The sequence below is a fragment of the Pedobacter africanus genome (assembly GCF_040548825.1).
GTDB classification, from domain to species: domain Bacteria; phylum Bacteroidota; class Bacteroidia; order Sphingobacteriales; family Sphingobacteriaceae; genus Pedobacter; species Pedobacter africanus_A.
In genome coordinates this window covers 93,063-119,966 of the sequence record NZ_JBEPSL010000001.1, presented here as the reverse complement: position 1 = coordinate 119,966, position 26,904 = coordinate 93,063, and the positions used below count along the sequence as shown (strand labels likewise).

The 26,904-nt window shown below is 44.5% G+C and carries 21 protein-coding genes; 6 read left to right on the top strand and 15 right to left on the bottom strand.

Annotated features, from left to right (window positions below):
- Positions 1–27: 27 nt before the first annotated feature.
- Positions 28–549 carry an acyl-CoA thioesterase gene (locus tag ABIE26_RS00495; RefSeq protein ID WP_310141275.1) on the top strand — a complete coding sequence of 174 codons (522 nt, stop codon included), beginning with the start codon at positions 28–30 and terminating at the stop codon, positions 547–549.
- Position 550: 1 nt separating this feature from the next.
- On the opposite strand, the gene ABIE26_RS00490 is transcribed toward ABIE26_RS00495, so the two are convergent.
- From ABIE26_RS00490 to ABIE26_RS00475, 4 genes are all read right to left on the bottom strand, one after another.
- Positions 551–958, bottom strand: a complete 408-nt coding sequence (locus tag ABIE26_RS00490) for an EVE domain-containing protein (protein ID WP_310141277.1) — start codon at positions 956–958, stop codon at positions 551–553.
- Positions 959–1,029: 71 nt separating this feature from the next.
- On the bottom strand, positions 1,030–3,195 hold the full coding sequence (locus tag ABIE26_RS00485; protein WP_310141279.1) for a cation:proton antiporter: 2,166 nt from the start codon (positions 3,193–3,195) through the stop codon (positions 1,030–1,032).
- Between the two features lie 19 nt (positions 3,196–3,214).
- Positions 3,215–3,778 (bottom strand): hypothetical protein, encoded by a 564-nt coding sequence (locus tag ABIE26_RS00480; protein WP_310141282.1) that lies wholly within the window; start codon positions 3,776–3,778, stop codon positions 3,215–3,217.
- Between the two features lie 364 nt (positions 3,779–4,142).
- Entirely contained in the window at positions 4,143–5,066 is a 924-nt protein-coding gene (locus tag ABIE26_RS00475; RefSeq protein ID WP_310141283.1) for an AraC family transcriptional regulator, read from the bottom strand.
- Positions 5,067–5,179: 113 nt separating this feature from the next.
- On the opposite strand from ABIE26_RS00475, the gene ABIE26_RS00470 reads away from it, so the two are divergent.
- Positions 5,180–5,386: a hypothetical protein gene (locus ABIE26_RS00470; RefSeq protein WP_310141286.1), complete on the top strand. Its 207-nt coding sequence runs from the start codon at positions 5,180–5,182 to the stop codon at positions 5,384–5,386.
- 55 nt (positions 5,387–5,441) lie between these two features.
- Here ABIE26_RS00470 and ABIE26_RS00465 read toward each other — a convergent pair whose 3' ends face one another.
- From ABIE26_RS00465 to ABIE26_RS00440, 6 genes are all read right to left on the bottom strand, one after another.
- Positions 5,442–6,689 (bottom strand): TlpA family protein disulfide reductase, encoded by a 1,248-nt coding sequence (locus ABIE26_RS00465; protein WP_310141288.1) that lies wholly within the window; start codon positions 6,687–6,689, stop codon positions 5,442–5,444.
- A gap of 19 nt (positions 6,690–6,708) precedes the next feature.
- Entirely contained in the window at positions 6,709–8,040 is a 1,332-nt protein-coding gene (locus ABIE26_RS00460; RefSeq protein ID WP_310141290.1) for a RagB/SusD family nutrient uptake outer membrane protein, read from the bottom strand.
- Between the two features lie 10 nt (positions 8,041–8,050).
- Positions 8,051–11,611: a SusC/RagA family TonB-linked outer membrane protein gene (locus ABIE26_RS00455; RefSeq protein ID WP_310141291.1), complete on the bottom strand. Its 3,561-nt coding sequence runs from the start codon at positions 11,609–11,611 to the stop codon at positions 8,051–8,053.
- A gap of 231 nt (positions 11,612–11,842) precedes the next feature.
- Positions 11,843–13,039 (bottom strand): FecR family protein, encoded by a 1,197-nt coding sequence (locus ABIE26_RS00450; protein WP_310141292.1) that lies wholly within the window; start codon positions 13,037–13,039, stop codon positions 11,843–11,845.
- 89 nt (positions 13,040–13,128) lie between these two features.
- Positions 13,129–13,695, bottom strand: coding sequence for an RNA polymerase sigma-70 factor (locus ABIE26_RS00445; RefSeq protein WP_310141294.1), 567 nt, complete (start codon positions 13,693–13,695; stop codon positions 13,129–13,131).
- A 387-nt stretch (positions 13,696–14,082) separates the two neighbouring features.
- Positions 14,083–14,367, bottom strand: a complete 285-nt coding sequence (locus tag ABIE26_RS00440; protein ID WP_310141296.1) for a hypothetical protein — start codon at positions 14,365–14,367, stop codon at positions 14,083–14,085.
- Positions 14,368–14,637: 270 nt separating this feature from the next.
- Between ABIE26_RS00440 and ABIE26_RS00435 the strand changes: the two genes are divergently transcribed.
- Both ABIE26_RS00435 and ABIE26_RS00430 read left to right on the top strand, forming a co-directional pair.
- Positions 14,638–15,252: an RDD family protein gene (locus tag ABIE26_RS00435; RefSeq protein ID WP_310141298.1), complete on the top strand. Its 615-nt coding sequence runs from the start codon at positions 14,638–14,640 to the stop codon at positions 15,250–15,252.
- A 9-nt stretch (positions 15,253–15,261) separates the two neighbouring features.
- A complete protein-coding gene (locus ABIE26_RS00430; RefSeq protein WP_310141299.1) occupies positions 15,262–15,642 on the top strand; it encodes a zinc ribbon domain-containing protein in 381 nt (126 codons plus the stop codon).
- A 9-nt stretch (positions 15,643–15,651) separates the two neighbouring features.
- Here the strand turns inward: ABIE26_RS00430 and holA are convergent, their stop codons facing one another.
- The gene (gene holA / locus ABIE26_RS00425) at positions 15,652–16,677 is read right to left on the bottom strand and encodes a DNA polymerase III subunit delta (protein WP_310141301.1); all 1,026 of its coding nucleotides are present in this window, start codon (positions 16,675–16,677) and stop codon (positions 15,652–15,654) included.
- Between the two features lie 45 nt (positions 16,678–16,722).
- On the opposite strand from holA, the gene ABIE26_RS00420 reads away from it, so the two are divergent.
- Entirely contained in the window at positions 16,723–17,184 is a 462-nt protein-coding gene (locus ABIE26_RS00420) for a type I restriction enzyme HsdR N-terminal domain-containing protein (protein WP_310141304.1), read from the top strand.
- Between the two features lie 457 nt (positions 17,185–17,641).
- On the opposite strand, the gene ABIE26_RS00415 is transcribed toward ABIE26_RS00420, so the two are convergent.
- From ABIE26_RS00415 to ABIE26_RS00405, 3 genes are read right to left on the bottom strand one after another with little or no spacing between them, the layout of a single operon-like run.
- The gene (locus ABIE26_RS00415) at positions 17,642–19,024 is read right to left on the bottom strand and encodes an efflux transporter outer membrane subunit (RefSeq protein WP_310141305.1); all 1,383 of its coding nucleotides are present in this window, start codon (positions 19,022–19,024) and stop codon (positions 17,642–17,644) included.
- A 17-nt stretch (positions 19,025–19,041) separates the two neighbouring features.
- Positions 19,042–22,176: an efflux RND transporter permease subunit gene (locus ABIE26_RS00410; protein WP_310141306.1), complete on the bottom strand. Its 3,135-nt coding sequence runs from the start codon at positions 22,174–22,176 to the stop codon at positions 19,042–19,044.
- A 26-nt stretch (positions 22,177–22,202) separates the two neighbouring features.
- Positions 22,203–23,345, bottom strand: a complete 1,143-nt coding sequence (locus tag ABIE26_RS00405; protein ID WP_310141308.1) for an efflux RND transporter periplasmic adaptor subunit — start codon at positions 23,343–23,345, stop codon at positions 22,203–22,205.
- A 255-nt stretch (positions 23,346–23,600) separates the two neighbouring features.
- Here ABIE26_RS00405 and ABIE26_RS00400 point away from each other — a divergent pair, with 255 nt between their 5' ends.
- The gene (locus ABIE26_RS00400; RefSeq protein ID WP_310141310.1) at positions 23,601–24,221 is read left to right on the top strand and encodes a helix-turn-helix transcriptional regulator; all 621 of its coding nucleotides are present in this window, start codon (positions 23,601–23,603) and stop codon (positions 24,219–24,221) included.
- On the opposite strand, the gene ABIE26_RS00395 is transcribed toward ABIE26_RS00400, so the two are convergent.
- Positions 24,218–26,881, bottom strand: a complete 2,664-nt coding sequence (locus ABIE26_RS00395) for a valine--tRNA ligase (protein ID WP_310141312.1) — start codon at positions 26,879–26,881, stop codon at positions 24,218–24,220. The two genes, ABIE26_RS00400 and ABIE26_RS00395, sit on opposite strands and share 4 nt — an antisense overlap.
- Positions 26,882–26,904: the final 23 nt, after the last annotated feature.

Sequence of the window (26,904 nt, the reverse complement as noted above, 5' to 3'; positions counted from 1 at the left end):
TCATTTTTACGTACTTTTGCAGAAATTATGAGTATAAAAGTTAAAAGCCCGAAAGATTCGTTCACCGTGATGAACGAACTGGTATTGCCCAATGACACCAATACCCTTAACAATTTAATGGGAGGCCGTTTGCTGCATTGGATGGACATCGCAGCAGCCATCTCTGCTCAAAAACACTGCAACCGCATTGTAGTTACCGCATCGGTAGATAATGTATCTTTTCAGCAGCCCATTAAACTGGGTGATGTCATTACCATAGAAGCCAAAGTAACGCGGGCCTTTAATACCTCTGTTGAAGTACGTCTGGATGTGTGGGCCGAAAATATCCCTTCGGGAAGCCGGGCAAAATCCAATGAAGCCTATTATACCTTTGTAGCGGTTGACCAAAGCGGCAGGACCATACCTGTCCCTGAACTGAAACCGGAAACCCAGGAAGAAATAGAATTGTTTGCCGGAGCATTAAGAAGAAGACAGCTGCGCTTAATCTTAGGCGGAAAAATGCAGCCTAACGATGCCAAAGAACTGAAAGCACTCTTCTTCCCGGAATAGCCTATTTTTCTGACATTTCCAGGATCTTATCAAATTCAGCAGCCCTTAAAGGCATTACAGACAAGCGTCCCTGCCTTACCAGCGAAATGTCTTTCAGGCTTTCTTCTGCTTTAATCTGCTCCAGTGATACCGGATTTTTAAGCGTTTCAACCGGTGCCAGATCTACTACTACCCAGTTGGTGTCATCAGTAGTCGGGTCCTGATAAAACTCCTTTACTACTTTAGCTACGCCTACCACATTTTTGCCTTCGTTGCTATGGTAAAACAGAACCAGGTCGCCCTCTTTCATTTCTTTCAGGTTGTTACGCGCCTGGTAGTTGCGTACACCGTCCCAAAAGGTACGGCCATCTTTATTAAATTTTTCCCAGCTGTATTTAAAAGGCTCACTTTTTACTAACCAATGATTCATTATGCAATTTTTGATTTGAGTACCAAAGCTAATAAAACCTGAATGATCTGCACAATTGCAAGTCAATCATTTTACTTTTTAAAGAGCCCCCTTACATATCTGCCCGCTTTACCAATTACCCCCAGCTGCTCAGAAAGGGTTTCAATGAAGTGGCTGTCTGCCTGTTCTATATTGCCCATGTTAATACCCAATTCCAGTTGCTTCGGATACAGCACAATTAGGCTTTGCTTTACAAAATAGTTCGACAGGTAGTAAGGCAGTTTGTTTAACTGGGGGATATAAGAGTTATGCCCTTTACGGGAAGAAATGATGATAAAAAGATCATTCACCTTTAACTCCCTGCTAAATATCAGGAAATCGTCCCAGTTGTTAAATTCAGTAAACTGTATTTTCACTGTGGCCGAAGTCCGTTCTGTAATTTTGCCGATAGCCTCGTTGGTTTCCGCTGTACCATAAAAGTTTACCGGTATGGTGGCTTCTTTGGCAATGGCCATCAGCTTTTTCAGCCAATGTAAAAACCCTGGCTCTGTCTCCGCTTTTGGCGGTATGGCCACAACAACCCTTTTAAAGGTATTGAGCGGTTGAGTAGGTTTGTAAATATAAATCGTTTCGTGTATCCTTTTGATGATATTTTCTGCCTTGGTACCCAGAAATGTATGCTGGTCGGCCTGCTTGTGCATGCCAATCACAATGTCGCTTACCCCATGCTCCTTAATGGTATACACAATTCCGTTACTGATACTGGAATCGTATCTGGTTACCGGAATAAGACTGTTTTCAGAGGCTGCCGCATGAGAAATGGCCTTCTCCAGTATCTTTTTAGATGTCCCGGCATTGGTATCTACCACCTGTTCATCGGCAATTACATTCAGGCCATACACCGATGTATGTGTTTTTTTTGATTTCAGCATCATGCCAAAATCAACCAGTTGGGTCACCATGTCGGGATAAGCCAGGGTAACGAGGATCTTTTCGTTGGTCTGTTCTTCCAGGGGTGTGGCATCCTGTGCGTCCTGCTCAAGTGCCAGTTTTTTGGACGCCCCTTCTACAACAAATGAACTTACCCCGCAGCTTACCAGGATCAACAGAATGGTACCGTTCAGTACATCTTCATTCAGCAATCTGATGGGTTCGCCCGCAGCGGTCTCTCCGGTAATGATGTTATACCCTACCAAAATGATGGCCAGCGTTGCAGCGGCATGAGATGAACTTAGGCCAAAGATCATTGTCCCTTCGGTAGCACTAAGCTTAAATATTTTCTGCGTTAGCCAGGCTGCAAGGTACTTGGTGGCAACTGCTACCGCAATAATAACACCGGCTACCTTTAGCGCACCCCAGCCCTTTACCAAAACCGTAACATCCACCAGCATGCCCACGCTGATCAGGAAAAAAGGAATAAAGAGTGCATTCCCCACAAAGTCTATCCTGTTCATAAGCGGCGAGGTATGTGGCACGAACTTGTTCAGCACCAGGCCCGAAAAAAAAGCACCGATAATGGCCTCAATACCTGCCGCTTCGGCCAAGAAAGAGGCTAGAAAAACCATGGCCAGCACAAAAATATATTGCGATACACTATCTTCAAAGTGTTTAAAAAACCACCTGATGATGATCGGGAATACAGCAAAAACGATGGTTACAAATACAATGGTAGCCCCACCAAGCTGCAGCCAGAAGGCCGGAGAAACACTCTCCTTGGTCATACCCGCAATCCCCGCAAGGATCAGCAAGGCCAGAATATCTGTAATCATTGTCCCTCCCACGGTCATGCTCACCGCCCGGTTCCTGATCACACCATACTTGCTGGCAATAGGATAAGACACCAGGGTATGCGTAGAAAACATACTGGCCAGTAACAAGGAAGACAGGAAACCATAGCCCAGCAGGTAATAGCTGGCCAGCGAGCCAAACACCAGCGGAAACACAAAGGTGAAAAGGCCAAATACCAGGATGCGTTTCCTGTTCTTTTTAAACTCGGCCAGGTCGATCTCCAGACCTGCCAGGAACATGATATACAGCAATCCCACGGTACCAAACAGCACAATACTGCTGTCCCGTTTCAGCAGGTTTAAACCATAAGGCCCAACAATAACGCCTGCTACAATTAAACCGATAATATGGGGTACTTTTATTTTGTTCAGCAGTATAGGGGCAAACAGAATGATAAACAGCACCAGCGAAAAAATGATAACCGGGTTCTGCAGCGGCAGCGAAAAATCTAACGAAGATAATAAAATCATAAGCGGCTCTTTTGAACGGTTATTTCAATTTCCTGGCGTTCAATGCATAAACTATTTTGCAGTCTTTCTGCTGAATCTCCCTTGATCCTTCCATTTTCTCAGCGCCTGTAAAATTGAGCGTTGCACTGATCAATGCGCCCGAATTCGGCTTTTCATCTACAATTTTCAGCACATCATTCTTATAACTGCCAATATACACCCTGATCAGTACCGGCCCGGCATAGGCTTTAACAATTACATTATTATCCTTATAGCTCATCTCCCACTGTTCTGTTTTTGTATCTCCTAACGCAGAACCCTCGCAGGTTGTTTCGGTACAGGTCATTTTAACTGTCCATTTCCCTATCAGGGCTGGATTGTGAACACCAACCGAATCGATTTGTTTTTTTGCACTGTCTAGCGATAATTTAATATGATCCAGTTCCTGTTCCTTTAGTTTCAAACGCTGCTCCCAGGCCAGCAATTCCTGCTCCTTTTGTGCAGTTTCCTGCTGCTGCTTTTTCAGGTTTTTCTCACGTTCGTTCAGTCCGCAGCTTTGAAAAAAAATAAGCAAAAGCAATATAGGGATGTAAATCGGCTTCATAATCGTCGTTCTCCTGTTTTCGGATAAACATACAAAAATCTGTCCGAAATCTATTGTTGATAGTTAAAACCAGCTAAATCCTAAGCGTAATAACATATTAAAGCTATGTAAATTCAAAATAAAAATTGCTTGTATTTCCATTACAGAAATATGCGATCCCTTATTTTGGAACGACACCTTTGCAATTTGCAAAATTTGAATCGGTGTTGCGCATGTGCCTGGTTATAAATTGTCATTTGAAATACCTTCAAAGCTGGGGGTAACCCATTACGGATGTTATGTAGCAGACGGACGTATTTATTATAAATGATTCCCAAATGCCGGGTAGCGGTCCAGGATTTTAGGGATCGTAAATACCTATAGGTTATAAAATGGGTATGTAAAAATCCACCAGGCATCTTTTTTCCGGGTGTACCCTGTAGTCACTATGGTAAATTTCAAAGGGGTTCCTTTCGGCTTTTTTATATCCATTTTCATTCATCCAGATAAACAGGCCATTCCATGATTTTTCAAAATCCGACAAGGGTATAAAAAAGCTGCCAACAATGAACTTTCCCTTTTCAATGGTACAGGAGCCAATTTGTTTAGTTGTTATTAGCGGATCATTTAAGGAAATACAGGCACTTATTCTAACTTTTTCAGGTGCAGTGATCTTAAAGCTATCGTGATAAATAGTAACCATTTTTGTGCCCGGAATATCAAGCAGGCCCTGCAGCTTCGCCCATTTGATCAATACATTATACGCATTCGCAATTCCCTCGTGTCCAATACTGGTCACATAAGCCAGGTTCATATCTCCCATTTCTTTGATTTCGATTTTTGCATTCATTTGCAGCCAATTTTTAAGTTGATTAATGTTGCAAATGTATTTTTCAAAGATGGGCATCTCTTGTCCATTCTTGCTTTCTTCTTTACCGATCTTGCTAAAATTACCCGGATTTTGCCTGCGAAATTCTGAAGGGCTTAGACCATAAAAGTTTTTAAATGCCCTGGTGAAAGACGAATTACTCGTAAAGCCGTACATCAACGAAAGTTCAGAAATGCTTATTTCTGGCTTATGCATTAAAACAGCTGCAGCTTTTTCTAAACGCCGTCTGTTTACATAAGAATTTAAAGTCTCATTGGTAATTGCTTTAAATATTCTGTGAAAATGGAACGGAGAAAAAAAGGCAACATTTGAGACCACTTCCAAAGATAGCGCTGTGTCAAGCCGCTCGTCAATAAATTGCAACGCCTTATTTACCCTGCCAATATAATCTGCCTTTATTTCGTTTTCTAAACCTGCCATTCGTAAGGTTATGGGTTAAATAGCGAAATTAACTCCTGCTGAAGTGAAATCAAAATTAGCAGAAGTGGTTGACCCCTATGGCGGCTCATTTGGGTTATGGGGCAAGTCATCTGATGGCTAGATTTGAACAAGAAGTAGAACTGTCAACTGGAAGAACAACACCAATGGGCGTTAAAGAATTATTGCTGGATAGAGCTAAAAATCAAGGCTGCCATGAAGAAGCTGTTGAAATTGCTCGTAAACTAAAAAAAGAAGGTTTGTCTGTTGAATTTATTGCTAAAACTGCTGGCCTTACTATAGAAGAAATAGAAGCGCTGTAGCTAAAAAAAGAAAGCAGGCACAACCCAGGAATGGATGCGCCTGCTTAAATTCCTTTTACTTCAGCAACCGATCAAACTGCGCTCTTAGTTTAGCATCAGAAGGCCTTTTTGCATCCCCATCCACAATCTTGCCTGCGGGGTCTATCAAAATAAACCGGGGAATAGAATTGATGTTGTATTTCTTGACAAAGTCGGCACTAAAATCCTTATCCGACATCAACTGTATCCCACCGAGTTTATTGTCCTTCACATAACTGACCCATTTCGCTTTATCCGACATACGGTCTACTGAAAGGCTTACAAAATGAATGTTTTTCCCTTCATAATCATGTTCAACTTTTTGCAAGAAGGGTATTTCGGCTTTGCATGGGGCACACCAGGTGGCCCATACATCAATATACACATACTTGCCCCTGAGCGACTTCAGTGAAACCAGTTTGCCATTTACATCTGCAAAATTAAATTCCGGCGACAGCGCATTTCCCTGCATCATCTTATAATTCGCAAAAATGCTTTCAATATCTTTTTTATACTCTGGGTTAGACGCTGTAGCCATAAAATTCCGATAGGTATTTTCCTTTGCAGCACTGTCCTTCACCATTTTCAGCACTTCTCCAGTCAGCTGATAGTTCAGGTAATTTTTAATAAAACCTGCAGGGACTTCCGCATTCACCACTTTCAATTTAACAAGCGGGGTACCAGCGTAGCCCAGGGTAGTGTCTGCCCTATACTTGCTGGTCCTTAAATACGTGATATAGTTGCTAATCCAGGAACGGTATGCAGCAGATCTTTTAAACAGGGCCTCATTGTCCAGCTCCGGGTTTTCGTAAACTCTACCCATCAGCCTTGTACGTTCTTCTGCAGGTAGTTTTTTTGCAAAGGCTTTGCTTTGTGCCTCCATCAGGTATTTTGTAAAATTCGGATCGCCCTTCTTTTCAACCAGAACTTTCTCCAGGCTTTTCATACCCACAGAGTCCATTCCATAAAGCGACACAAATTGTTTTAGCGCCTCACGGGCTGCAAAATCGACGTCCTTTTCCATTAGTGTTTTAAGTACCGGATCGCTTTGTTTATTCGTTTCAGATAGCATAGCCACTTTAGCAGCCTCAAGCTTTTGCTGCATTTCTTCTACCGGCATTATGTAAAACCTGTAAAAATACCCCTCTTTACCTATGGGCAGATATTTTGCCAGCGTTTTATTTTTGTCGGGAACCAGGTCATCTTTTAACATAGACGCATCCTTTTGTGCCCTGGCGGCAAAACTTAAAGTGATCAGCGTTATTAGGGTTACTATTGTTTTCATCTGTTATAAATATTTGATTTTACTTATGGTTCAGTTCCATACCAGGATTAAATGCGCTTACGCGTATTGGTATTTCAAAAGTATATTTAGGGCTATGTGGAGGCAATGACGCATCAACGGCCTGGGTAGTAGGGTTAATCCGTTTTATTTCGGGCATCCTGCCCTCACGGTCAAGACGCTTCATATCAAACCAGCGAAGACCACTGTAGGCCAGCTCTCTTCTCCGTTCAGCAAGCACCTTTACCAGGGCTTCCTCTGCTGACGTGGCCGACTGATCGGCATAACTGGCCGTTCTGATCCTGTTTTTCCGTATGGTATTCACTACAGCCATGGCCTCGTTAAATTTCCCTTCTCTGGCCAGCAGCTCTGCCCGGGTCAGGTACATTTCAGGATAAGTGATCCCGAAATTGTATACGCCCGAAAATCCGGCCCGCCCTAAACCATTGTTGTTGGTCACCGTCAAAAAACTATAGCGGATGTCTGTTGCATCAAAATAACTTTTCAGATCAGTTGAATAGAGCATAAAAGTTGGTGAACCACTAACCGCAGCACGCTGCCAGAGCACTTCCGGATTAAGGTCATACACAGGTACATTGGTATATGTAGCATAAGCATTATAGTTCAGCAAAGTATGTGGTCCCTGCAGGGCCAGGTCTGTGTATTTCTTTGTGTTCACGTAATCTCCCATGTACAGATAAATTCTCGACAGCAGTCCATATGCGGCATACTTTGTGGCCCGGTAGCGGTTTATGTTACTTACAGGCAAAGCCTCTGCTGCTAAAACCACATCGGCAATCATGGCATCAAGTGTAGCTTTTAATGACGATCTGCCTGGCACCTTGTCGTTCACATCGGTACTGCTTACCAGGGACAGCCCCGGGTCTGAACCGGCAGTAGCTGGGTCGTAAGCTTTGGCAAATACGGTAAGCAGATCCATATAACAACCCGCCCGTACCATCAGGGCTTCTGCGTATATGCTTTGTTTTTGGGCATCCGTGCCGTCTGTAGCCCCCTTTACACCGTTAATGATGACATTGGCCGAATAAATACAACGATACAATGGCCCCCAAACATCAGGATTGGCCTTTTCATTGATCGTTATCACCGGCCGCCAGTAATAGCCGTTAGCGGTTGGCGATTGTATGGTTGCCTCAAAAGTGTTGAAGTTGTCGTCCGTAAAATCAAGCAGGTTAATCGGGAAAGTTTTCGTCATGCTTGGCGCATTCAACAATCCTTCGTAATCTGCTACCTTTTCCGGCAAAATAATCCCTTTAGGTTTCACCTCTAGAAACTTCTTACAGGAAGTATTCACAACCACAATAAGGAACAGTAGGATATATGGATTTTTCATCTTGGTTGTTCTAAAAATTTGTAGAAAAAGTTAAACTGTATAGCGGCTGGATCTCCAGTCTACGCACGCCCGATACCCGGTCAATCGCATCCGGGTCAATGTCATTTCCGCTAAACGTATAGCGAAATGGATTTTGTGCCTGGAAACGCCGCTGTGTATTCCTCAGTCCCGCCCGATCCAGGAACTTTGCCTTTGCCCGGTAGGTCAGTACCACATCCCTCAGCCGGATGTAATCGGCTTTGCGTACAAACTGGGCAGCATACTGATAGCCATACAAAGCAGTGCTGGAGTAATAACCAGGAGCCAGACTGGATGCCCCCGTATATCCTGGAATGATGGTATTTTGCTCATCACCAGGTTTTCTCCAGAAATTGGCAGCACCCTGCAGTGGGAAGGCCGAAAAAGTAATATTATTTGGATTGGGTTGCTCCACCCGCATTACATGCCCACCATAATACATCAGCAAAAAGGACAGGTCAAAAGCACCCAGGCTAAACTGGTTGTTGAAACCCAGTACATATTTTGGCGTGGTAGTCCCGCTGTAAAACAGGTCGTCTTTGGTCACATCCACAATGCCCGAACCAAAACTGAACAGCGACAGTACTTTCTGGTTACCGGCTTTGTCCAGCACATAGGGTTGCCCCATTCTGTTCAGTCCGCCGTAATTATAACTGTACAATGCCCCTATCGGGAGCCCTTTTACGGGTGTAGTTGCACTTGCAATTTGCTGCGAATTGGCAAATTCTGTAGCTTTTACCGCCAATACCTTGTTGTAATTGAAAGAAGCTGTAAGCTGCGTACGCCATTCGAACTTGTTCCGCTTCAAATTGATGCTGTTTACCAACAGCTCCAGCCCCCGGTTTTCAATGGATGCCGTATTGGCATCGTACTGGTTAAAGCCAGTTGTAGGATCGGCATCAAATTTCCCGAACACGTCCTTTGTCCGCTTGATGTAATAATCAACCGACCCCGAGATCCGGTTTTTTATAAAACTGTAATCCAGACCAAAATTATAGTTCTGGGTGGTTTCCCATCTCAGTGATTGGTTTTCAGGAGTCAGTACTTCATTATAGGTTAGCGGGGTACTAAAAGTCGTATTTAATGCTGAATTCAGGATTAAAAAAGCACCATTGTTGCTGTTCGGGACATTTCCGTTAAAGCCTGTTGCAGCTCTTAATTGTAACTGGTCAATCCAGCTGTATTTTTTGATGAAGTCCTCCTCTCCCAAACGCCAATTCAATCCTGCAGACCATAATGGCTTGTTCCTGTATTTAGGATCTACACCAAACAGATTGGACTTGTCTATCCTGAAACTACCTGTAGCCACGTATTTCGATTTGTAGATATAAGTTCCCTGTCCGTAATAAGACATAAACCTCCGGTCGGTCGAAGTTTCGCCGAAATAGTTAGTGCTGCTAAACCTGGCACCCCCTGCCATCATGCCCACATTAAATGCAGGTGTAACCGTTGCATTCAGTGCCCCCATATTGATGGGCTTCACAATCAGGCTTTGTCCGTCATAACCAAAAAAAGATGTCGTGTAACCGTCGTTCATGGTCTTTTTCTGCTCCAGGCCCAGAATACCTGAAATGCTATGGTTCCCACCATCAAAATTATGGTTGAAATTCAGCTGCCCCCTCAGGGTATAATTGATCAGTTTCTGGGTATTCTTTCTCAAAATATTCCCTTTGGGCATATTGTTGAATAAGGCTTTTCCCGTTGCCAGATCTTTCAAAGCCATTGAATTGATCAGCAAACGTGCTGCAAAAGCGTCTTCTGTCTGAAGCCGGTCAGTCAGCATTTGCTGGTTCTCATAGTTTCCGCCCAGATCTGCATTCAGCCAGTCCGTAATTTTTGCATTCAGCCTTCCCTGAAGCTTTACGGCAGCGCTTTTAACAGTATTGCTGTTACTGGCCAGTTCCCGGTACGGATAATACAACAGATCATAGAGTCCGGTTGCCTTATTCGTTTCATTGGTAGCATTAAGAATGGCATTCGAAAGAAAATCGCGACCCGGCCCTAGCGTAACCGGTAATGCGTTGCCATTTTCATCTGTCAAACGCTCATAAGGAAAAAAATCGCCATAGCCCGGTGTATTTGCACTTTTATTGGTGCTGTTGGTATAGGTTCCCCTGAAATCAAAATTAAACCTTTTTGAGAATTTAATGGTGTTGGCCATGTTCAGGTTGAACTGCTTATTGTCCGATCCGCGATTCGCCAGGTTTTCCCCAATATAGTTCATCCCGATAAAATAAGTACTGATGTCATTGCCACCGCTCACATCCAGGTTGATGTTCTGCGTTTGCCTTTGCCGGTAAAACAGGCGTTCGTAGTCGGCAAGGTTATCATATGCTCCCAATGCGGTCAATTGCTGATCGACCTGCTGCTGGCTTAACACGGGATTGGCAACCCCGGTTCTTGGCCCTTTAAACAGGATTTCCTGAGCAGGGTTCATTTTATAATAACCCAGATCGTAAATAGAGGTAGATGGTTTGGAGATGTAAAAATTCTCACGCTGCAACTGTACAAATTCGTCGGCCCGGATGTATTTCAGATAACTGAAATCCGGCCTGGCCTGAAACGCAACCGAGCTGTTCAGGTTAAAAAGCGGCTTACCCGATTTTCCACGTCTGGTTTCTACAATGATTACCCCATTGGAAGCCCTTACCCCATAAATAGAAGCTGCCGCAGCATCCCGCAATACAGACACAGAAACGATATCATTAGGGTTTATTGTCCTTAAATCTATCTCCGTCGGGAAACCATCCAGAACAATCAAAGGTTGTTTAACAGCATCAAAAGTAGAAACCCCGCGGATAGTCAGTTCACCGGTCTGCCCGTTATATACCAATCCGGGCACCTTGCCTTCCAGGCTCTCCAGGAAATTTCCGGTTATGGCCTCGCGCTGCTTGTAGGTTTCTTCGTTTACTGTGGAAGCTGCTCCCGTTAACTGATCCTTCTTGATTTTTTGATAACCTGTGTTGACAACAATGCCGACCTCTTCGAGTTTACTGCTGATCCGTACCATGGTTATGGACCCCAGAACAGCACCTGCCCTAACCTCTTTTGCCTGGTATCCCAGGTAATTAATCACAAGTACTGCATTTTCATCAACTTTCGGAATATAGAATTCTCCTCTGTCGTTGGCAATGGTAAACCGCTTTGTTTCCTTTATTCTAACAATAGCACCAGCAAGGGCATCTCCTTTCTCGTCAATTACTCTTGCCCTTACGTCAATATCTTTAAAAGCAGCTATAAGTTTATCAATAAATGAAGGTGATTTTTCCCTGATCAATACAGTTTTGTTTCCAATGGTATATTCAAAGGGTTGATTTTCCAGTATTTTTTCCAGGGCTGTTTTCAATTCGGCATTTTTGATGTTAATGTTAACAGGTTTTGCATGCTTAAGCGTTTCGTCTGAAACGAAGAAATCGTAGCCGGTTTGTTTGCTGATCTGATCAAAAACGCTTACGAGCTTTGCATTTCTTTCAGATAAGGTAATACGTTGTGCATAAGAACCAGCACTTACCTGAAGAATAGCCATAAACAATATGATGGTGGTTAGCCTCATGATCAGAAATAGGTTAACAATGAAGCGCGGTGGCGCCCATAGTTTTTGTAGGTAAAAATTGTACATTTGTTTAGTTGGTTGCGGCATTTGTCTTTCTCATTTTCCAGATGGTTGAAGACGAAAGCCCTTATTTGATAGGATTAGTTTAATATTAAAAGAGCCAACTGCTAAGCAGGTACCGTCGCAATCGGTACCTGTTTTATTCTATTTGGCCGGTTATTTGTTAATTAGCTATTTTTCTCCGATAACCGTAACCCTCCTTCCCTCTATTTTAAATTTGACTGATGTGCCAAACTCCATTAATGCAAGCACCTCACTGATCTTCTTAAACCGGGAAATCCGTCCGGTAAATTTTCCCTGCGGCAAATCATGCGCGTAAACTACATCTATGTTATACCACCTCGATAATTTCCGCATAACGTCTTGTATACTTTCCTCATTGAATTTGAAATAGCCATTCTTCCAGGCCACAATCGCTTCCGTATCTGCATTGCCAATTTTTATTTTTTCACCTTTTAAAACAGCCTTCTGGTTTGGTTTGAGGATCACATTTTGCCTGCGCTCTCCTCCCCGCAGAGAACTGTTCTTTTGCGGCCCAGAGGAGCTTATTTTAACACTACCTTCCAATAAAGTAGTTTCTGTAACCGGCTCATCACTGTAGCTGTTTACATTAAAATGGGTGCCCAAAACCTCTATTTTTTGCCCTGCACTTTCTATGATGAAAGGATGCACTTTATCCTTCGCAACTTCGAAATAGGCTTCGCCATCCAATTTTACCCTGCGTTGCCCAGTTTGATACGCAACAGCAGTGTAGGTTAACTTTGATGCAGCATTAAGCCATACTTTTGTACCATCAGATAAAGTAATCTGATAGGTTCCTCCACGGGGGGTATTCAACGTCATCTCGAGGCTGCCGGGAACCGAGCCCTTCGCGAGCTCAGCGGAGTTATTCGAAATGACGGCAGTGTTATCGTTATAGCGTAAATCCTCCCCTACAACAACCCCATTTTTAGCATCGCTAAGTGTTATAGTCTTACCACCGGGGAGGGTCAATGTTGCGGTATTTTTACCCGGCGCAATGTCGTGCTTCGCCACGTTATCCTGTCCCGGACCTGATCCGGGATCTTTCAGGATCTCAGGGCCGCTATTATAAAACCAGATGCCGAAAACAATCGCTGCTACCGCAGCGGCCGCAATGGCTATCCGTGGCCAGAGTTTAACTGTTGCTCCCCCCCTATCAGGTTGTTCTGCCCAGAACTGCTTTAAGGAAGCTACTTCCATTTTTACAAGCTCTTTTTCCATACCAGGCCAACCTATTTCCTCCTTTTGAAAAGCTTCACAGGCGGCATTATAGCGGGCAAGCTCAGCCATGCTGGCTTTACCTTCTGCTACTTTGCTTGCCAATTGGCTGAGTTCCTCCTTAGTCATTTTTAGTGCTTTATAGTAGTAAGTAACTTTAGTAAGTCAATTATTTACAGGAAATGAAAAAAAATATTGTTTATATTTTTTAATGGCAGCTAGATAAAGAAACTTATCCAGAAATACATTTTACCAAGGCTGCCCCGTAATTTATCCAGAGCCCGCTTAATCTGTACAGCTACTGTTACTTCCGATATTCCCAGCTTAACTGCAATCTCCTTATTGCTCAATTGCTCTTCCCTGCTTAATCTGAAAATCTCTCCGCATTTATCGGGCAACTGTTGTATAAGGGTGTCTATTACTACCTTAAGTTCCTTTAACTCCAGGCTTTCCTCATTCAATGTGTGCGTTTCAACGCTTGCGGCAGACAGCACGTAATTTGCTCTTACCTTGCCTTTACGGATATAATTTGCCACCTGATATTTAACCGCCATGATCAGGTAACCCTTAATGCTCCGCATCTGATGCTGCTGCCTGTGTTCCCAAAACCAAACCAATACATCCTGCACCAAATCACTACAAACCTCCTTATCATCAACAATGTGGTAAGCATAGCGGATCAATTCAGTATAATACCGGTGATGTACCTCGTTAAAAGCAATATGGTCTTCTTCTTTTAACAAAGACAAAAGTTCCTGATCGGTATATGTGCTATAAGCGGCCATTGGTATCCCTCTATATATGAAATTACGAAATCTTAGCAGCAATTGTAATCAGAAAAATATATTGTCTGGCAAAGAATTTTAGAAATATTTTTCATCTTATGTAGTTTACACTTTATTGAACATCAGAAAAATACTACGTTAGCGAAGATATATAAATATAAGAGACTGCAGATAGTGTTAAAAAAAATACAGCGGCTATTATATCATGACATTACTTCTTCTAGATACCAACAGTGTAAGAAATCTTCCAGGTAATACGTGTGCATAAGATGCGGGATGGCTTCTTTTTAAGAAGTGAGAGCTTTTACAAGCTGGCATCCGAAATAGATCTAAGAGATTCAGACCCGGAAGGAGGAAGTCGCATTATCGACAACAAAAAGTGTTGGTTCATTGCTGCTCAAGTCGCATAACCGCAATTGCAGTTTCCAAATCAAAATTAAGCCGGTGGTAAACCAGCTCATCTTCGCTGTTATCAACAAATCGTTGTAGCTCATTTGCATAAATCCGGCCCAGGTAGCGGCCATTTTTACAAATGGCTACCGAACTCAGGTTGTCTGTCGACATCATTTTTAAAGCGGTAACTACCAAATAGTCGGGATGCAAACAAGGTTCATCCTTATTTAAGTCATCAACGTAAGAGCGGTCATCTGTGATAAACGACAGCATGTCCATTTTTATAAGGTTTATTATAATACTTCTCAAATCTACCTGCAAAGGGCAAGCCTTCAAATAAAGAATCGGTAGAAAGGCAGTAGCTGTCGATGAAAAGCTTTCGCGAGATTCCCTTCTATCTCTGTTTGAACAAAGTTTCACTTCAGCTACAACTGACCAGGAACTGGAGTAAATCCGAAATGGAACTGTAGCGAAACCAAAGTTGTAGACCTTACACATTAAGTATCTTAAAAAGATAGTATCTTAGTCAGCTAAATTACCCCTTTCCCTATGAACAACATTTGCCCTGTATGCAACACCAGCTACCCCGATGATGTAAAATTCTGCATCAATGATGGTACTGTACTCACAACCACACCAACCCCGCAACCAACAGAAAACCCATTGACAGTAAACAATCCTTTTGAGCCCAAACGCACAACCCATATGGGTTATGCCAAGGCTGATATGGGCAACAGGTTCCTGGCCGCTTTGTTGGATGGTTTAATTGTACTTGCCCTCGCAATTCCCGGTTGTATTTTCTTTTTCCTGGCTTTTATGGCCGCTTATGGAAGGGAAGATAGCCTTACCATATTATTTGGCCTGCTTGGCCTTTTGCTTATTCTGCTGCCCATTGCTTATCAGCTTTTAAAAGATGGATTCGGACAAGGCCAAAGCTATGGCAAAAGGGCTTTAAAACTTGTGGTGATAGACCTGGAGACCAACAAACCCATCAACAAATCAAAATCCCTGGTCAGGAACATTGTATCGTGTTTACTGGGCCTGGTACCCATAGTAGGCAACTTTATAGAACCCATTATGGTGCTGGCTACCGAAGACGGCCGGAAACTTGGCGACCGCGCCGCCAATACCATGGTAATTGACAAAATAGAGCCTTTCAACTAAAACACTACTATGAACTGCATAAAATGTAATGCTCCAAATCTACCTGAAGCAAAATTCTGCGGAAACTGCGGCGATGAGCTCGCCCCTCAAACCAAGCTGGCAGACAATTACGCCATCAAAGCACTGCTGATCATCATTGGAATAGAATACCTGAGCACCCTGGTTAGCCTGCTTATTCAAAAGGTGGCTATTCCCTACCTACTTGGCAATGACTCCATCAGCTATGTTTATAATATTTACGGATGGACATCTGACATTATCGCCATAGCAGCCCTTCTTGCCTTTATGATTACTGTTAAAAATAAGCAGGTAAAATCGGCATTGATCATATTCTTTGTGTTAAGAATTGCATTCCTGATTGGTTTCAGGTTCATCAATCTCCCGATGTAGCATTGCTGCTTAGTGCAGCATTTTAAACAGCAGCTCTTTTAGCAGTTCGCCATCGGTAGTATTGCCGGTGCTGTCTACCCCTTTGCTCTTCAGGTCATACTCCCTCAGCAAGCCAATGATCTCAAAAGTTTTCGGCAAATTGTAGCTGCGCGCTGCAGTTTCAAAATCTTTCACAAAATAAGGGTTCACGCCCAGTTCTTTGGCGGCGTCACCCTTATTTGGCAAATAGTGGTATTTCAGGATTTTGGTGAAATAAGCACTCAGGTTAGCCATTACCATCACCATTGGGTTGGCCTTAGGGTTATCGCCAAAGTAATTGATGATCTGGTTGCACTTCAATACATTTCTTACCGCCAGGGCCTTTTGCAGCTCAAATACATTGTACTCTTTGCTGATGCCGATGTTCTTCTGGACAATATCCGTATCAATGGTAGTGTCCTTACCAATGTTCAGCAATAGCTTTTCAACCTCATTCGCTATTTTAGACAGATCGGCGCCCAAATATTCGGCCATCAGGGCCGATGCCTGCGGCGCTATCTTATACCCCTTTTCTTTTACCAGTTCGTCTATCCATTGTGCCAGTTTATAGTCCCTGACCAGGTCCGACTGGAAAACCACCCCGTTCTTATCTATCGCCTTATAGATCTTTTTACGCTTGTCGAAATTGCCGTATTTATAGCCCAGCACCAAAATGGTACTTGGCAAAGGTTTTTCGAAATAACTCAATACAAACTCGGCCTGCTTACTGCTGCCTTCTGCTTCTTTGGCCCATTTTAAATCTTGCGCCTCTTTTACCACGATCAGCTGATAATCAGACATCATCGGGAAACGTTTGGCCGCATTCATGATGGTAGCCATATCGGTATCCTTCCCGTACAATACCGTCTGATTAAAACCCTTTTCCATATCGTTCAGAATATGCTCTTCCATATAATGGATGATCTGGTCTATGTAGTAAGGCTCCTCACCATGTAAAAGGTAAACAGGCTTAAACTTTCTTGCTTTGATGTCTTTTATTATGTCGGCGGCACTCATATAATGCTGTAAACTTAGATAAAAATTTTGTCTACTTTTGCACAAATGTCATTTATACCTACCCCGCTTAACCTGCCTGCTTATCCTTTTAAAATTACCTTAAAGGATGCCCGGCATTTTATTTTCGACGAAGTGCGGAAAAAGCACCTGGTACTCACACCGGAAGAATGGGTAAGGCAGCATTTTATCCAATACCTGATCCTCGAAAAAAAATTCCCAAAGTCGCTCATACAGATTGAAGGAGGGCTTAACCTCAACAAACTTCAAAAAAGAACCGACGTGGTGATCTTCAACACCCGTGGCGAAAGGATTATGGTCATCGAATGCAAGGCCCCTGCTGTAAAAATCACCCAAATGGTATTTGATCAGGCAGCAAGGTACAATTCTGTGCACAAGACCAAATGGCTGGTGGTAACAAATGGTTTGAAACATTGTTATGCCACCATAAACCACCAGGAGGGGCAGTTCGCATTTGTGCCTGAATTACCGGAATACAGTTCGCTATAGTTTTTAAAGATGTTTTTAGAAAAATAAGGCCGTTCTGCTCAGGGGCTGCATAATTCCCGGTGAAGAACCGGGAAAGACGCTATGCCCCTTCACAGAAGGCATATTTTTCTTTTGGCATGATGCTTAACACTACAGTATCACCTATTGTTCGGTCATTCAGGTAAAACGCGAACAGCTGAAAAAGACAATCCAATTTAATGGCCTGTACAATACAATTTTAATAGCCTTTATTTTATTAAATAGTCTGCATAACTAAACGTAATGTTAAGTAACATCAACGCATATAACTAAATGCATGGTTAACACATATAACGGAATGCTATTTAACACAGCATAACCGGACACCAGGCTAGTACCCCTGCTTAACAGAAAAATTACCTTCTCAGAAACGGCCTAGCGTCTTTTTAGTTTTTTCATCAAGAAAAAACTGAAATTATGCAGCCGTTGAAGAGAACGGTTATTTTTCACTACCTCCACCAAGCGAACGGTACAAAGCAATCACTGCCTGCCATTGCTGCAGCTTATCGTCAATATCTTCCATTTGCGCGGCCAGTAAGTTCTGCTCAGAAGTCAGTACATCCGTATAATTCGTTGCCGAGCTGTAACGCAATAGCTTCTTGGTAAAATCAACAGATTTTTCAAGAGCTGCCAGTTGTTTTACCCTGATCTCCTGTTGCCTTCCCGCAGTCTGGTAAGCAAACAGCGCGTTCGACACTTCTTCTCCGGCCTTCAGTAAAGACTGCTGAAAATTCAATGCTGCCTCCTGCTGCGCAGCCTGAGCTGTGGCCAGCCGGGCCTTGTTGGCACCCTTGTTAAAAATAGGCTGTGCAATTCCGGCAGCTATATTACCGAACAGTCCGTCAGGTGTCAGCCAGTCCTTAAGACTAAAACTGGTAAAACCGCCATTAGCCGTAAGCGTTATAGATGGGTAAAACAGTTTCCTGGCTACATTCGTTGCTTCAAAGGCTGCCATGAAAGCATATTCAGCCTGCTTCACATCCGGACGGTTTTGCAACAATTGTACAGGTATTCCCGTCTTCAGATCGGTCAGCAAACGCTGCTCATTTAAAGATGAACGCCTGACCGCCGATGAAGGCCTGGCCAGCAATACATTCAGCGAATTTTCCGTCTCCCGGATCTGTTTCTGCAAACGGGGGATGGCTACTTCAGCGGCATACTGGCTCGCTTCGCTCTGTACTTCGGCCGCGCCCGTTACTACATTGGCCGCTTTCAGCGCCTTCATGGTACGTACATCCGTTTTCCTGTTATTTACGGTCTGCTCCAAAACCTGCAACTGCTGGTCAAGCGCCAGTAAAGTAAAATACCGACCGGCGATATCGGCGATCAGCTGCGTTTGCACCGCCCTGCGGGCAGCTTCGCTTTGCAGCAAAGTAGCCAGTGCGCCTCGTTTGGCACTTTTCAATTTCCCCCAGATGTCCGCTTCCCAGGTTGCCCGCAGGCCCATATCGTACTGCGTAGAGGAACTGATGATGCCAAACCCTTGCGGGAAGGACAGTTTAGACTGCGTTACACTTGCCGTACCATTCAAATCGGGCAAAAAGGCAGCTTTGCTCTGACGGAAGTTAGCACCTGCAGCATTGATGCGCTGCAGGGCTATTTTCATGTCAATATTCTGGTTCAACCCTTCTGCAATTAATCCTGTAAGGATGGTATCTGCAAACAGCTTTTTCCAGTGTACGGAAGCCATACTGCTCGTATCGGTTCCCTCCGCATCCCTGTACAGCTTACTAGTATCGAACTCAGGTTGCTGGTAAGGTTTGGAGATCCTGCATGAAGCAAAACCTACCAATACCAGCATTAATCCTATATATCTTTTCATTTTTATTCAATTATCTGTTATTCAATTTCAGCAGTTTTTGGTCCGCCGCTGATCTTTTCCTGCAAAGCCTGGAACACCACAAACAATACCGGGATCACAAACACCCCGAACACTGTTCCGATCAGCATCCCACCTACAGCAGCAGTACCGATAGAACGGTTACTGATTGCTCCGGCGCCTGTTGCAATCATCAATGGAAGCAATCCGAAAATGAAAGCAAAGGAAGTCATCAGAATTGGTCTTAGCCTGGCTACGGCACCTGCTATGGCCGATTGTACCAGGTTCCTGCCGCTTAGCCTGTGCATCAGGGCAAACTCTACAATCAGGATCGCATTTTTGGCCAGCAAACCGATCAGCATGATCAGACTGATCTGCAGGAAGATATTATTGTCCAGCCCAAACAAACGGGCAAACAAAAAGGCCCCCGCCAGTCCAATAGGTAGCGACAGCAATACCGAAAAGGGCAGGATATAGCTCTTATATTGCGCGCTGAGCAGGAAATAAATGAACAGCAAGCTCAACATAAAGATCAGTAAGGTTTGGTTACCGCTCGAGATCTCTTCCAGTGTTAAGCCGGAGAACTCAAAAGTATAACCCTGCGGCAAAGTCTGCGCAGCAACTTCCTGTATTGCTTTAATTGCATCACCCGAGCTGTAACCCGGCTTTGGCGCTCCATTTACTGCCCCGGCAGTGAACAGGTTAAAACGACTGATAAACTCAGGCCCGTAAACTTTTTTCAAAGTAACAAATTCCGATATCGGCGCCATTACACCGCGCTCGTTCCTTACAAAGATCTTGTTGATGGCCTCCTTGTTGGTTCTTTGTTCTGCCTCTGCCTGGATCATCACCCGGTATTGTTTACCGAAACGGTTAAAATCAGAAGCATAAATTCCGCCCAGGTAGCCCTGTAAAGTACCCAGAACCGTATTCACGGCCACACCTGCCTCCTTGCATTTGGCTACGTTCACACTTACCTCGTACTGAGGGAAACTTGTATTGTAGGAAGTTGCCGCGTACATAATTTCCGGGCGCTGGTTCAGCGCTCCCATAAACTTACCGATCACCCCGTCAAAAGCCTTGTAGCTTCCGCCGGTCTTATCCTGCAGCTGGAACTCAAAACCATCGTTATTTCCAAAACCCTGCAAGGTCGGGGCTGCAAAAAATATAATATTTGCCCCCTTAATGCCCGAAGTTTTGGCAAAGAGCTGACCTACGATACTTTTAATATCCTGGCCCTCTTTTGTCCTTTGTTTCCAGGGTTTCAGGCGGATAAAAATAGCCGCGTAAGAACTCCCGGTCCCGCTCATCAGGTCCATACCTGCCAGTCGGGCCGACAACTCCACTTCCGGTATCGACCTTGCAATGCTGTCAATCTGGTTGGCAATTACTTCCGTACGTTCCAGCGAGGTAGCCGGCGGCAGGATCACGTTACCATAAATTGACCCGCTATCTTCATTCGGCACAAAGCCCGTTGGCGTGGTCTTTACCAAAAACCAGAACAGCACCGAAAACAAAGCAATTCCCGCAAAGGCAATCCACTTTTTGTTCACCAGGAACACAACCGATTTCTTGTACCGGTTGGTCATGGCCGTAAAGGAAGCATTAAATCCGGCATAAAAGCGCTGCATAAAGCCTTTTTTAGGCTCGTCATGCGCACTATGCGGTTTCAGCAACAAGGCACACAAGGCCGGACTCAAGGTCAGCGCGTTTACAGCCGATATAATGATGGCCACAGCCAGCGTTAAACCAAACTGCTTATAAAACACCCCGACCGATCCGGTAACAAAGGTTACCGGCACAAATACCGCAGCCATAATCAGTGTAATGGAGATAATCGCACTGCTGATCTCGCTCATGGCATGCATGGTCGCCTTCTTGGCAGATTTGGCACCATGATCCAGTTTGGCATGCACTGCCTCCACTACCACAATGGCATCATCCACTACAATACCTATGGCCAGTACCAACGCAAAAAGGGTTAGCAGGTTAATGGTAAAACCAAACAGTTTCAGAAAAAAGAATGTTCCAATAATCGCCACAGGCACCGCAATAGCAGGGATCAACGTGGAACGAAAATCCTGCAGGAAGATGAACACCACAATAAATACCAGGATAAAGGCCTCAACTATGGTATAGATCAGTTTAGAGATCGAAGCATCCAGGAACTCATTCGCGTTTGCAAACACACCAATTTTCACACCTTTAGGGAAACTCTTTTCCGCATCTTTCAGGATCTTTTCGGTCTGCTTGATGATGTCATGCGCATTTGAACCAGCAGTCTGGCTGATCGCCACATAGGGCGATTGCTGCCCCTGTGCCGTTAAGGTAGCCGAATAGGTAAACGAACCCAATTTCACATCAGCCACATCCTTCAATTTCAACACCTGGCCGTTGCCTACCGATTTCAGAATAATGTCTCCAAATTCTGAAGCTTTTTCCAGCCGGCCGGTATATTTCAATGTATACTGAAAGCTCTGGTTACTGTTTTCGCCTACTTTACCCGGTGCAGCCTCAATGTTCTGCTCTGCAAGGGCGTTTACAATATCGCTGGGCATCAGGCCATAAGCAGCCATGACATCAGGCTTTAGCCAGATCCGCATGCTGTAGTCCATACTACCATATACCATCGCGTCACCAATTCCCTGAATCCTTTTGATCTGTGGAACAATATTGATCTTCAGGTAGTTTTCCAGGAACTTCTGGTCGTATTTGCCGTCTTCGCTATACAATAAAAAGCCCATCACCTCACTGTTCAGCCTTTTGCTGGTAGTGATCCCCATTTTTATCACCTCTGCAGGCAATAAACTGGTGGCCTTGGTAATCCTGTTCTGTACGTTAATGGCGGCCATATCAGGGTCGGTGCCCTGCTTAAAGTTAACCGTAATGCTGGCACTGCCATCGTTACTGGCCTTAGAGGTCATGTAGGTCATGTTCTCTACCCCATTGATCTGTTCTTCCAGCGGGGTGATCACACTTTTCATCACCACATCGGCACTGGCACCCTGATAAGCAGTTGTTACCTCAACTGCAGGCGGCGCAATGTCGGGATATTGGGATATGGGCAGGGAGAACAGGCCCAGCAAACCCAGAATGACAATGATCACCGATATTACCGTAGATAATACCGGGTTGTCTATAAATTTCTTTAACATCGTTATTTAAATATTTTGTATCAAATCTATTTTTTGGCGGCAGTGGCGTTAACCGGGTTTACAGGCTTAATCTTTGTCCCGTCGGTTAAACCGCCCATACCTTCTGTCACTACCTGGTCGCCAGCCTTAAGGCCTTTTTTCACCACGTAGCTCTGGCCCGAAGGCAGGTCCAGTACCTCTATCTCCGTTACCTTAACCACTCCGTCTTTGCCTACCACTACGGCCATCAGCTTTTCCTGCATCTCGTAAGTGGCACTTGCCGGGATCAGCACTGCATCCTTTACCTTAACCGGAATCCGGATGGTAGCGCTTGCGCCGCTCCTGATCTGCCCCTCGGGGTTAGGAAATCCTGCCCTCAGGTTTACAGCTCCGGTTTCGCTATTGATCAGTCCGCCAACACTTTCCATACGCCCTTTCAAATCGTACTCGGCACCATTGGCCAGCAACAGGGTTACTGGCGGAAAATGCTTCAGCTTGTCATTCATGCTTTTGCCCGCAAAACTCTCGGTAAAATCAAGGAACTGCTTTTCGTTGAACGAGAAATAAGCAAATACATGCGATATATTGGATACTGTAGTTAAAGGCATGGCCGAACTGCTGCTCACCAGGCTACCTGTTTTGTAAGGGATACTGCCCACTACACCATCAGCCGGACTGCTGATACTGGTATAACCCAAATTTGTACGGGCATTTGCCAGGCTGGCTTTAGCCTGTGCCAGTGCAGCCTCTTTGGCATGCAGGTTAAAATTGGCCGATTTCAGTTCATAATCACTGACGATGCCTTCCTTAACCAGCGGCAGGGTCTTTTCTACCTGCATCTTTGCCGTATTTACTTCAGCTTCTGCATTCTTAATGGCAGCAGCGGCAGTTCTTACTTCCTGTTCGTACTGCGGGGCATTAATTTTGAACAGCAATTGCCCTTTCTTTACTGCGGCACCTTCGTCAACAAAGATCTGCGCCACAAAGCCGTCTACTTTCGGACGGATCTCTATGTTCTGTTGCCCCTGTATGGTGGCAGGATATTCGGTATTGATGGTTGCTTCCTGGCTTTCAATGGTGGTTACAGGATATTCCTGAATGGCTTCCTGCTGTGCAGCAGGCTGCTCCGGCCCGCAAGCCTGCAATAAAAAGAGCAGTGAGGCTAATAAGGGTAATTTTATTGGTTTCATATTCATTTGTTTTATTGTAAAAAATAGGCGTCACCGTCCCCTACTCCCAAAAACACGGTGGTTTCCAGACAGTCGGCCTTCATTAAAATTGGTTACTGGATACCTGCTATTGCCAGGTTAAAATAGCGGGCCTCCGGTAGGTAAAGGGATTACATCAGGATGCATGGACAAATTATAATTCCTTATATGCTTATTATGTACAGCAAAGTTAGTACTTTTGTTAATAAAACAAGTCTTTACTTGTTTTATTAGATTATGAAGACAAATCGTTTTTTAATGTTGTTGAAGACCCGGGGTCCTTTAACAGCAACGGAAATAGCTAAAGAATTGAACATCACCACTGAAGGTGCAAGATTGCAATTGCTGAAGCTGACTGAAGAAGGATTGATACAATCTGTCAACGAATCTAAAGGGGTTGGCCGCCCCACTCAATATTTCAGCTTAACCGAACTGGGCAATAAAGGTTTTCCTGATACCCATGCAGAGCTTACGGTAAAACTGATCCAGCTGATGAAAGAAACACTCGGAGAAGAAGCACTTCAATCGGTCATTTCGGCCGGAGAAGAAAGGGCCAAACAACGTTACCAGCAGCAGCTCAACCAAAACCATAGCTTAGAGGAAAGGATAAAAACACTCGCCGAAATCCGCAGCCGCGAAGGTTACATGGCCGAATACAGTAAAGACGACAAAGGATATCTTCTAGTGGAAAACCACTGCCCCATCTGTGCCGCAGCCAAAATCTGCCAGGGCTTCTGCACCTCTGAACTCAATACCTTTAAATTTATACTGGGCAATGACGTCAGCGTTACCAGGGTAAACCACATCATTGCCGGCGACAGAAGATGCGCTTACCGCATTGTTCCTGTAGGTTATTAGCTTAAAGCGGCCAGACTTTCTTCAATGATCTTTATTTTGCCTTCTGCATCAGCCTGTTTGTTCCGCTCATTCTGGATCACCTCCGGTTTCGCATTCTGAACAAAACGCTCATTGCCCAGCTTGGCATTTACCGACTTCAAAAAGCCTTGCAAATAAACCAGTTCAGCATTTAAGCGTGTTCTTTCCGCATCAACATCAACCGCTTCATTCAGGTGAATAAAGAATTCATCGTTACCGATCATAAAGCTAACGGCACCGGCAATCTTATCGTTTACCAGCTCCACTTCACTGATGTTCGCCAGTTTGAATACAATATTCAGCCACTTTTCATAGTCCAGCGCCGAATTTACTTTAATCGCCAGTGGCAATGCTTCCTTAGGCGAAATCTGCCTGCTGTTCCTTACATTTCTGATCTCGGCAACCAGCGTTTTGATGACCTCTACATCTTTCAGTAAAGCTGCATCAGCTGCACCCGCAACAGGGTAGCTGGCTACAATACAGCAGTCCATTTCTCCTCTTGCCCCAAACAATTCATCATGCCAAAGCTCTTCGGTAAGGAAAGGCATAAAAGGATGTAAAAGCGTCAGTATTTTCTCAAAGAAGGCAACCGCAGCTTTCAGTGTTCCGGCATCAACAGGATGCTGATAAGCGGGCTTCACCATTTCCAGGTACCAGGCACAGAAATCGTCCCATACCAGTTTATAGGTGGCCATTAAAGCTTCCGATAAACGGTACTGTTTAAAGTTATCTTCAATCTCGGCAAGTGCTTCATTAAAGCGGCTTTCGAACCAAAGGATGGCTTGCTGATTAGGGTTTTCCAGGTTATCGTCAACCTCCCAGCCTTTTACCAGCCGGAACGCATTCCAAACCTTATTGGCAAAATTACGGCCCTGCTCGCAATAGCTTTCGTCGAACATCAAATCGTTCCCCGCAGGCGAACAAAGCAGCATTCCTACCCTCACCCCATCGGCACCGTATTTTTCAATCAGCCCAATCGGATCCGGCGAGTTGCCCAAAGACTTCGACATCTTACGGCCCAGCTTATCCCTTACAATGCCCGTTAAATAAACATTGGTAAAAGGTTTCTGTCCCCTGAATTCATGTCCGGCCATGATCATACGGGCCACCCAGAAGAAAAGGATCTCCGGTGCAGTTACCAGGTCATTGGTCGGATAATAATAATTGATATCCTTGTTGTCCGGATTTTTAAAACCATCAAATACCGAGATCGGCCATAACCACGACGAGAACCAGGTATCCATCACATCCGGATCCTGCTTTATAAAAGCAGCGAGCTGATTTTTACAACCTGCTTTTTCTTCGGCTGTAAAAGCACCATCAGGATCTTTCAGTTTCAGGAACTCATCCAATGCTTCTTCCTTGGTTTTGGCTACTACCCAGTTGCCCTGGTTATCGTACCAGGCCGGGATTTGCTGCCCCCACCAAAGCTGCCTGCTGATGTTCCAATCGCGCACATTTTCCATCCAGTGACGGTAGGTGTTCACGAATTTCTCCGGGATCAGCTTTACATCGCCGTTCAGCACATCTTCCAGTGCCGGTTTGGCCATCTGGTCCATCTTACAGAACCATTGCATCGACAGCTTAGGCTCTATCGCCGCATCGGTACGCTCAGAAAAACCTACCTGCGATTTATAGTCTTCCACCTTGTCCAGATGACCGGCCTCATCCAGCAGTTTGGCAATTTTTTTACGCGCTATAAACCTGTCTTCACCTACCAGTATCACGGCAAGTTCGTTCAGTGTTCCATCGTCATTTAAAATATCTATTACCGGAAGCTTATGTTTAACCCCCAGTTCATAATCGTTCAGATCGTGCGCAGGTGTTACTTTCAAACAGCCGGTACCAAAATCCATCGTTACGTACTCGTCCTCAATCACCGGAATTTCACGGTTAATCAAAGGAACAAACACCTTTTTACCTTTCAGGTGAGTGTAACGCTCATCATTAGGGTTGATACAGATCGCCACATCCGCCATAATGGTTTCCGGGCGCGTAGTAGCAATGGTAATGAAATCTTCAGCACCTGAAACCGTGTATTTGATATAATACAGCTTCTGGTTTACTTCCTTGCGGATCACCTCTTCATCAGAAACTGCCGTTTTACCTGCCGGATCCCAATTCACCATACGGATGCCCCTGTAAATCCAGCCTTTCCTATACAGGTGAATGAAGCTATCAATAACCGCATCCGAAAGGTCATCCTCCATGGTAAAGCGCGTACGATCCCAGTCGCAGCTGGCGCCCAGCTTTTTCAATTGTTCAAGAATGATGCCTCCGTACTTCTCTTTCCATTCCCAGGCATATTTCAAAAATTCTTCCCTGCTGATGTCGGCCTTATTGATACCTCTTTCTTTCAGCATAGCAACCACCTTCGCCTCTGTAGCAATAGAAGCGTGATCGGTACCCGGAACCCAGCATGCGTTTTTTCCCTGCATGCGGGCCTTACGGATCAATACGTCCTGAATGGTGTTGTTCAGCATGTGTCCCATGTGCAGCACACCCGTCACGTTTGGCGGAGGGATGACAATGGTATAGGGCTCACGCTCATCTGGCTCAGAATGAAAAAATTTCTTTGAAAGCCAGTAACTGTACCACTTATCTTCTGTCGCTGCCGGATCGTATTTAGTTGAAATGCTCATTGTATTTTGAAAGTATCAGAATT

What these genes read in the sequence shown, in the direction of transcription:
- ABIE26_RS00460 (WP_310141290.1), bottom strand. Translation starts at nt 8,040, where the DNA reads ATGAAAAATCCATATATCCTACTGTTCCTTATTGTGGTTGTGAATACT.
- ABIE26_RS00415 (WP_310141305.1), bottom strand. Translation starts at nt 19,024, where the DNA reads ATGAAAAGATATATAGGATTAATGCTGGTATTGGTAGGTTTTGCTTCA.
- ABIE26_RS00450 (WP_310141292.1), bottom strand. Translation starts at nt 13,039, where the DNA reads ATGACTAAGGAGGAACTCAGCCAATTGGCAAGCAAAGTAGCAGAAGGT.
- ABIE26_RS00405 (WP_310141308.1), bottom strand. Translation starts at nt 23,345, where the DNA reads ATGAAACCAATAAAATTACCCTTATTAGCCTCACTGCTCTTTTTATTG.
- ABIE26_RS00435 (WP_310141298.1), top strand. Translation starts at nt 14,638, where the DNA reads ATGAACAACATTTGCCCTGTATGCAACACCAGCTACCCCGATGATGTA.
- ABIE26_RS00470 (WP_310141286.1), top strand. Translation starts at nt 5,180, where the DNA reads ATGGCTAGATTTGAACAAGAAGTAGAACTGTCAACTGGAAGAACAACA.
- ABIE26_RS00495 (WP_310141275.1), top strand. Translation starts at nt 28, where the DNA reads ATGAGTATAAAAGTTAAAAGCCCGAAAGATTCGTTCACCGTGATGAAC.
- ABIE26_RS00475 (WP_310141283.1), bottom strand. Translation starts at nt 5,066, where the DNA reads ATGGCAGGTTTAGAAAACGAAATAAAGGCAGATTATATTGGCAGGGTA.
- ABIE26_RS00445 (WP_310141294.1), bottom strand. Translation starts at nt 13,695, where the DNA reads ATGGCCGCTTATAGCACATATACCGATCAGGAACTTTTGTCTTTGTTA.
- ABIE26_RS00455 (WP_310141291.1), bottom strand. Translation starts at nt 11,611, where the DNA reads ATGAGGCTAACCACCATCATATTGTTTATGGCTATTCTTCAGGTAAGT.
- ABIE26_RS00420 (WP_310141304.1), top strand. Translation starts at nt 16,723, where the DNA reads ATGTCATTTATACCTACCCCGCTTAACCTGCCTGCTTATCCTTTTAAA.
- ABIE26_RS00490 (WP_310141277.1), bottom strand. Translation starts at nt 958, where the DNA reads ATGAATCATTGGTTAGTAAAAAGTGAGCCTTTTAAATACAGCTGGGAA.
- ABIE26_RS00400 (WP_310141310.1), top strand. Translation starts at nt 23,601, where the DNA reads ATGAAGACAAATCGTTTTTTAATGTTGTTGAAGACCCGGGGTCCTTTA.
- ABIE26_RS00440 (WP_310141296.1), bottom strand. Translation starts at nt 14,367, where the DNA reads ATGGACATGCTGTCGTTTATCACAGATGACCGCTCTTACGTTGATGAC.
- ABIE26_RS00480 (WP_310141282.1), bottom strand. Translation starts at nt 3,778, where the DNA reads ATGAAGCCGATTTACATCCCTATATTGCTTTTGCTTATTTTTTTTCAA.
- holA (WP_310141301.1), bottom strand. Translation starts at nt 16,677, where the DNA reads ATGAGTGCCGCCGACATAATAAAAGACATCAAAGCAAGAAAGTTTAAG.
- ABIE26_RS00485 (WP_310141279.1), bottom strand. Translation starts at nt 3,195, where the DNA reads ATGATTTTATTATCTTCGTTAGATTTTTCGCTGCCGCTGCAGAACCCG.
- ABIE26_RS00395 (WP_310141312.1), bottom strand. Translation starts at nt 26,881, where the DNA reads ATGAGCATTTCAACTAAATACGATCCGGCAGCGACAGAAGATAAGTGG.
- ABIE26_RS00465 (WP_310141288.1), bottom strand. Translation starts at nt 6,689, where the DNA reads ATGAAAACAATAGTAACCCTAATAACGCTGATCACTTTAAGTTTTGCC.
- ABIE26_RS00430 (WP_310141299.1), top strand. Translation starts at nt 15,262, where the DNA reads ATGAACTGCATAAAATGTAATGCTCCAAATCTACCTGAAGCAAAATTC.
- ABIE26_RS00410 (WP_310141306.1), bottom strand. Translation starts at nt 22,176, where the DNA reads ATGTTAAAGAAATTTATAGACAACCCGGTATTATCTACGGTAATATCG.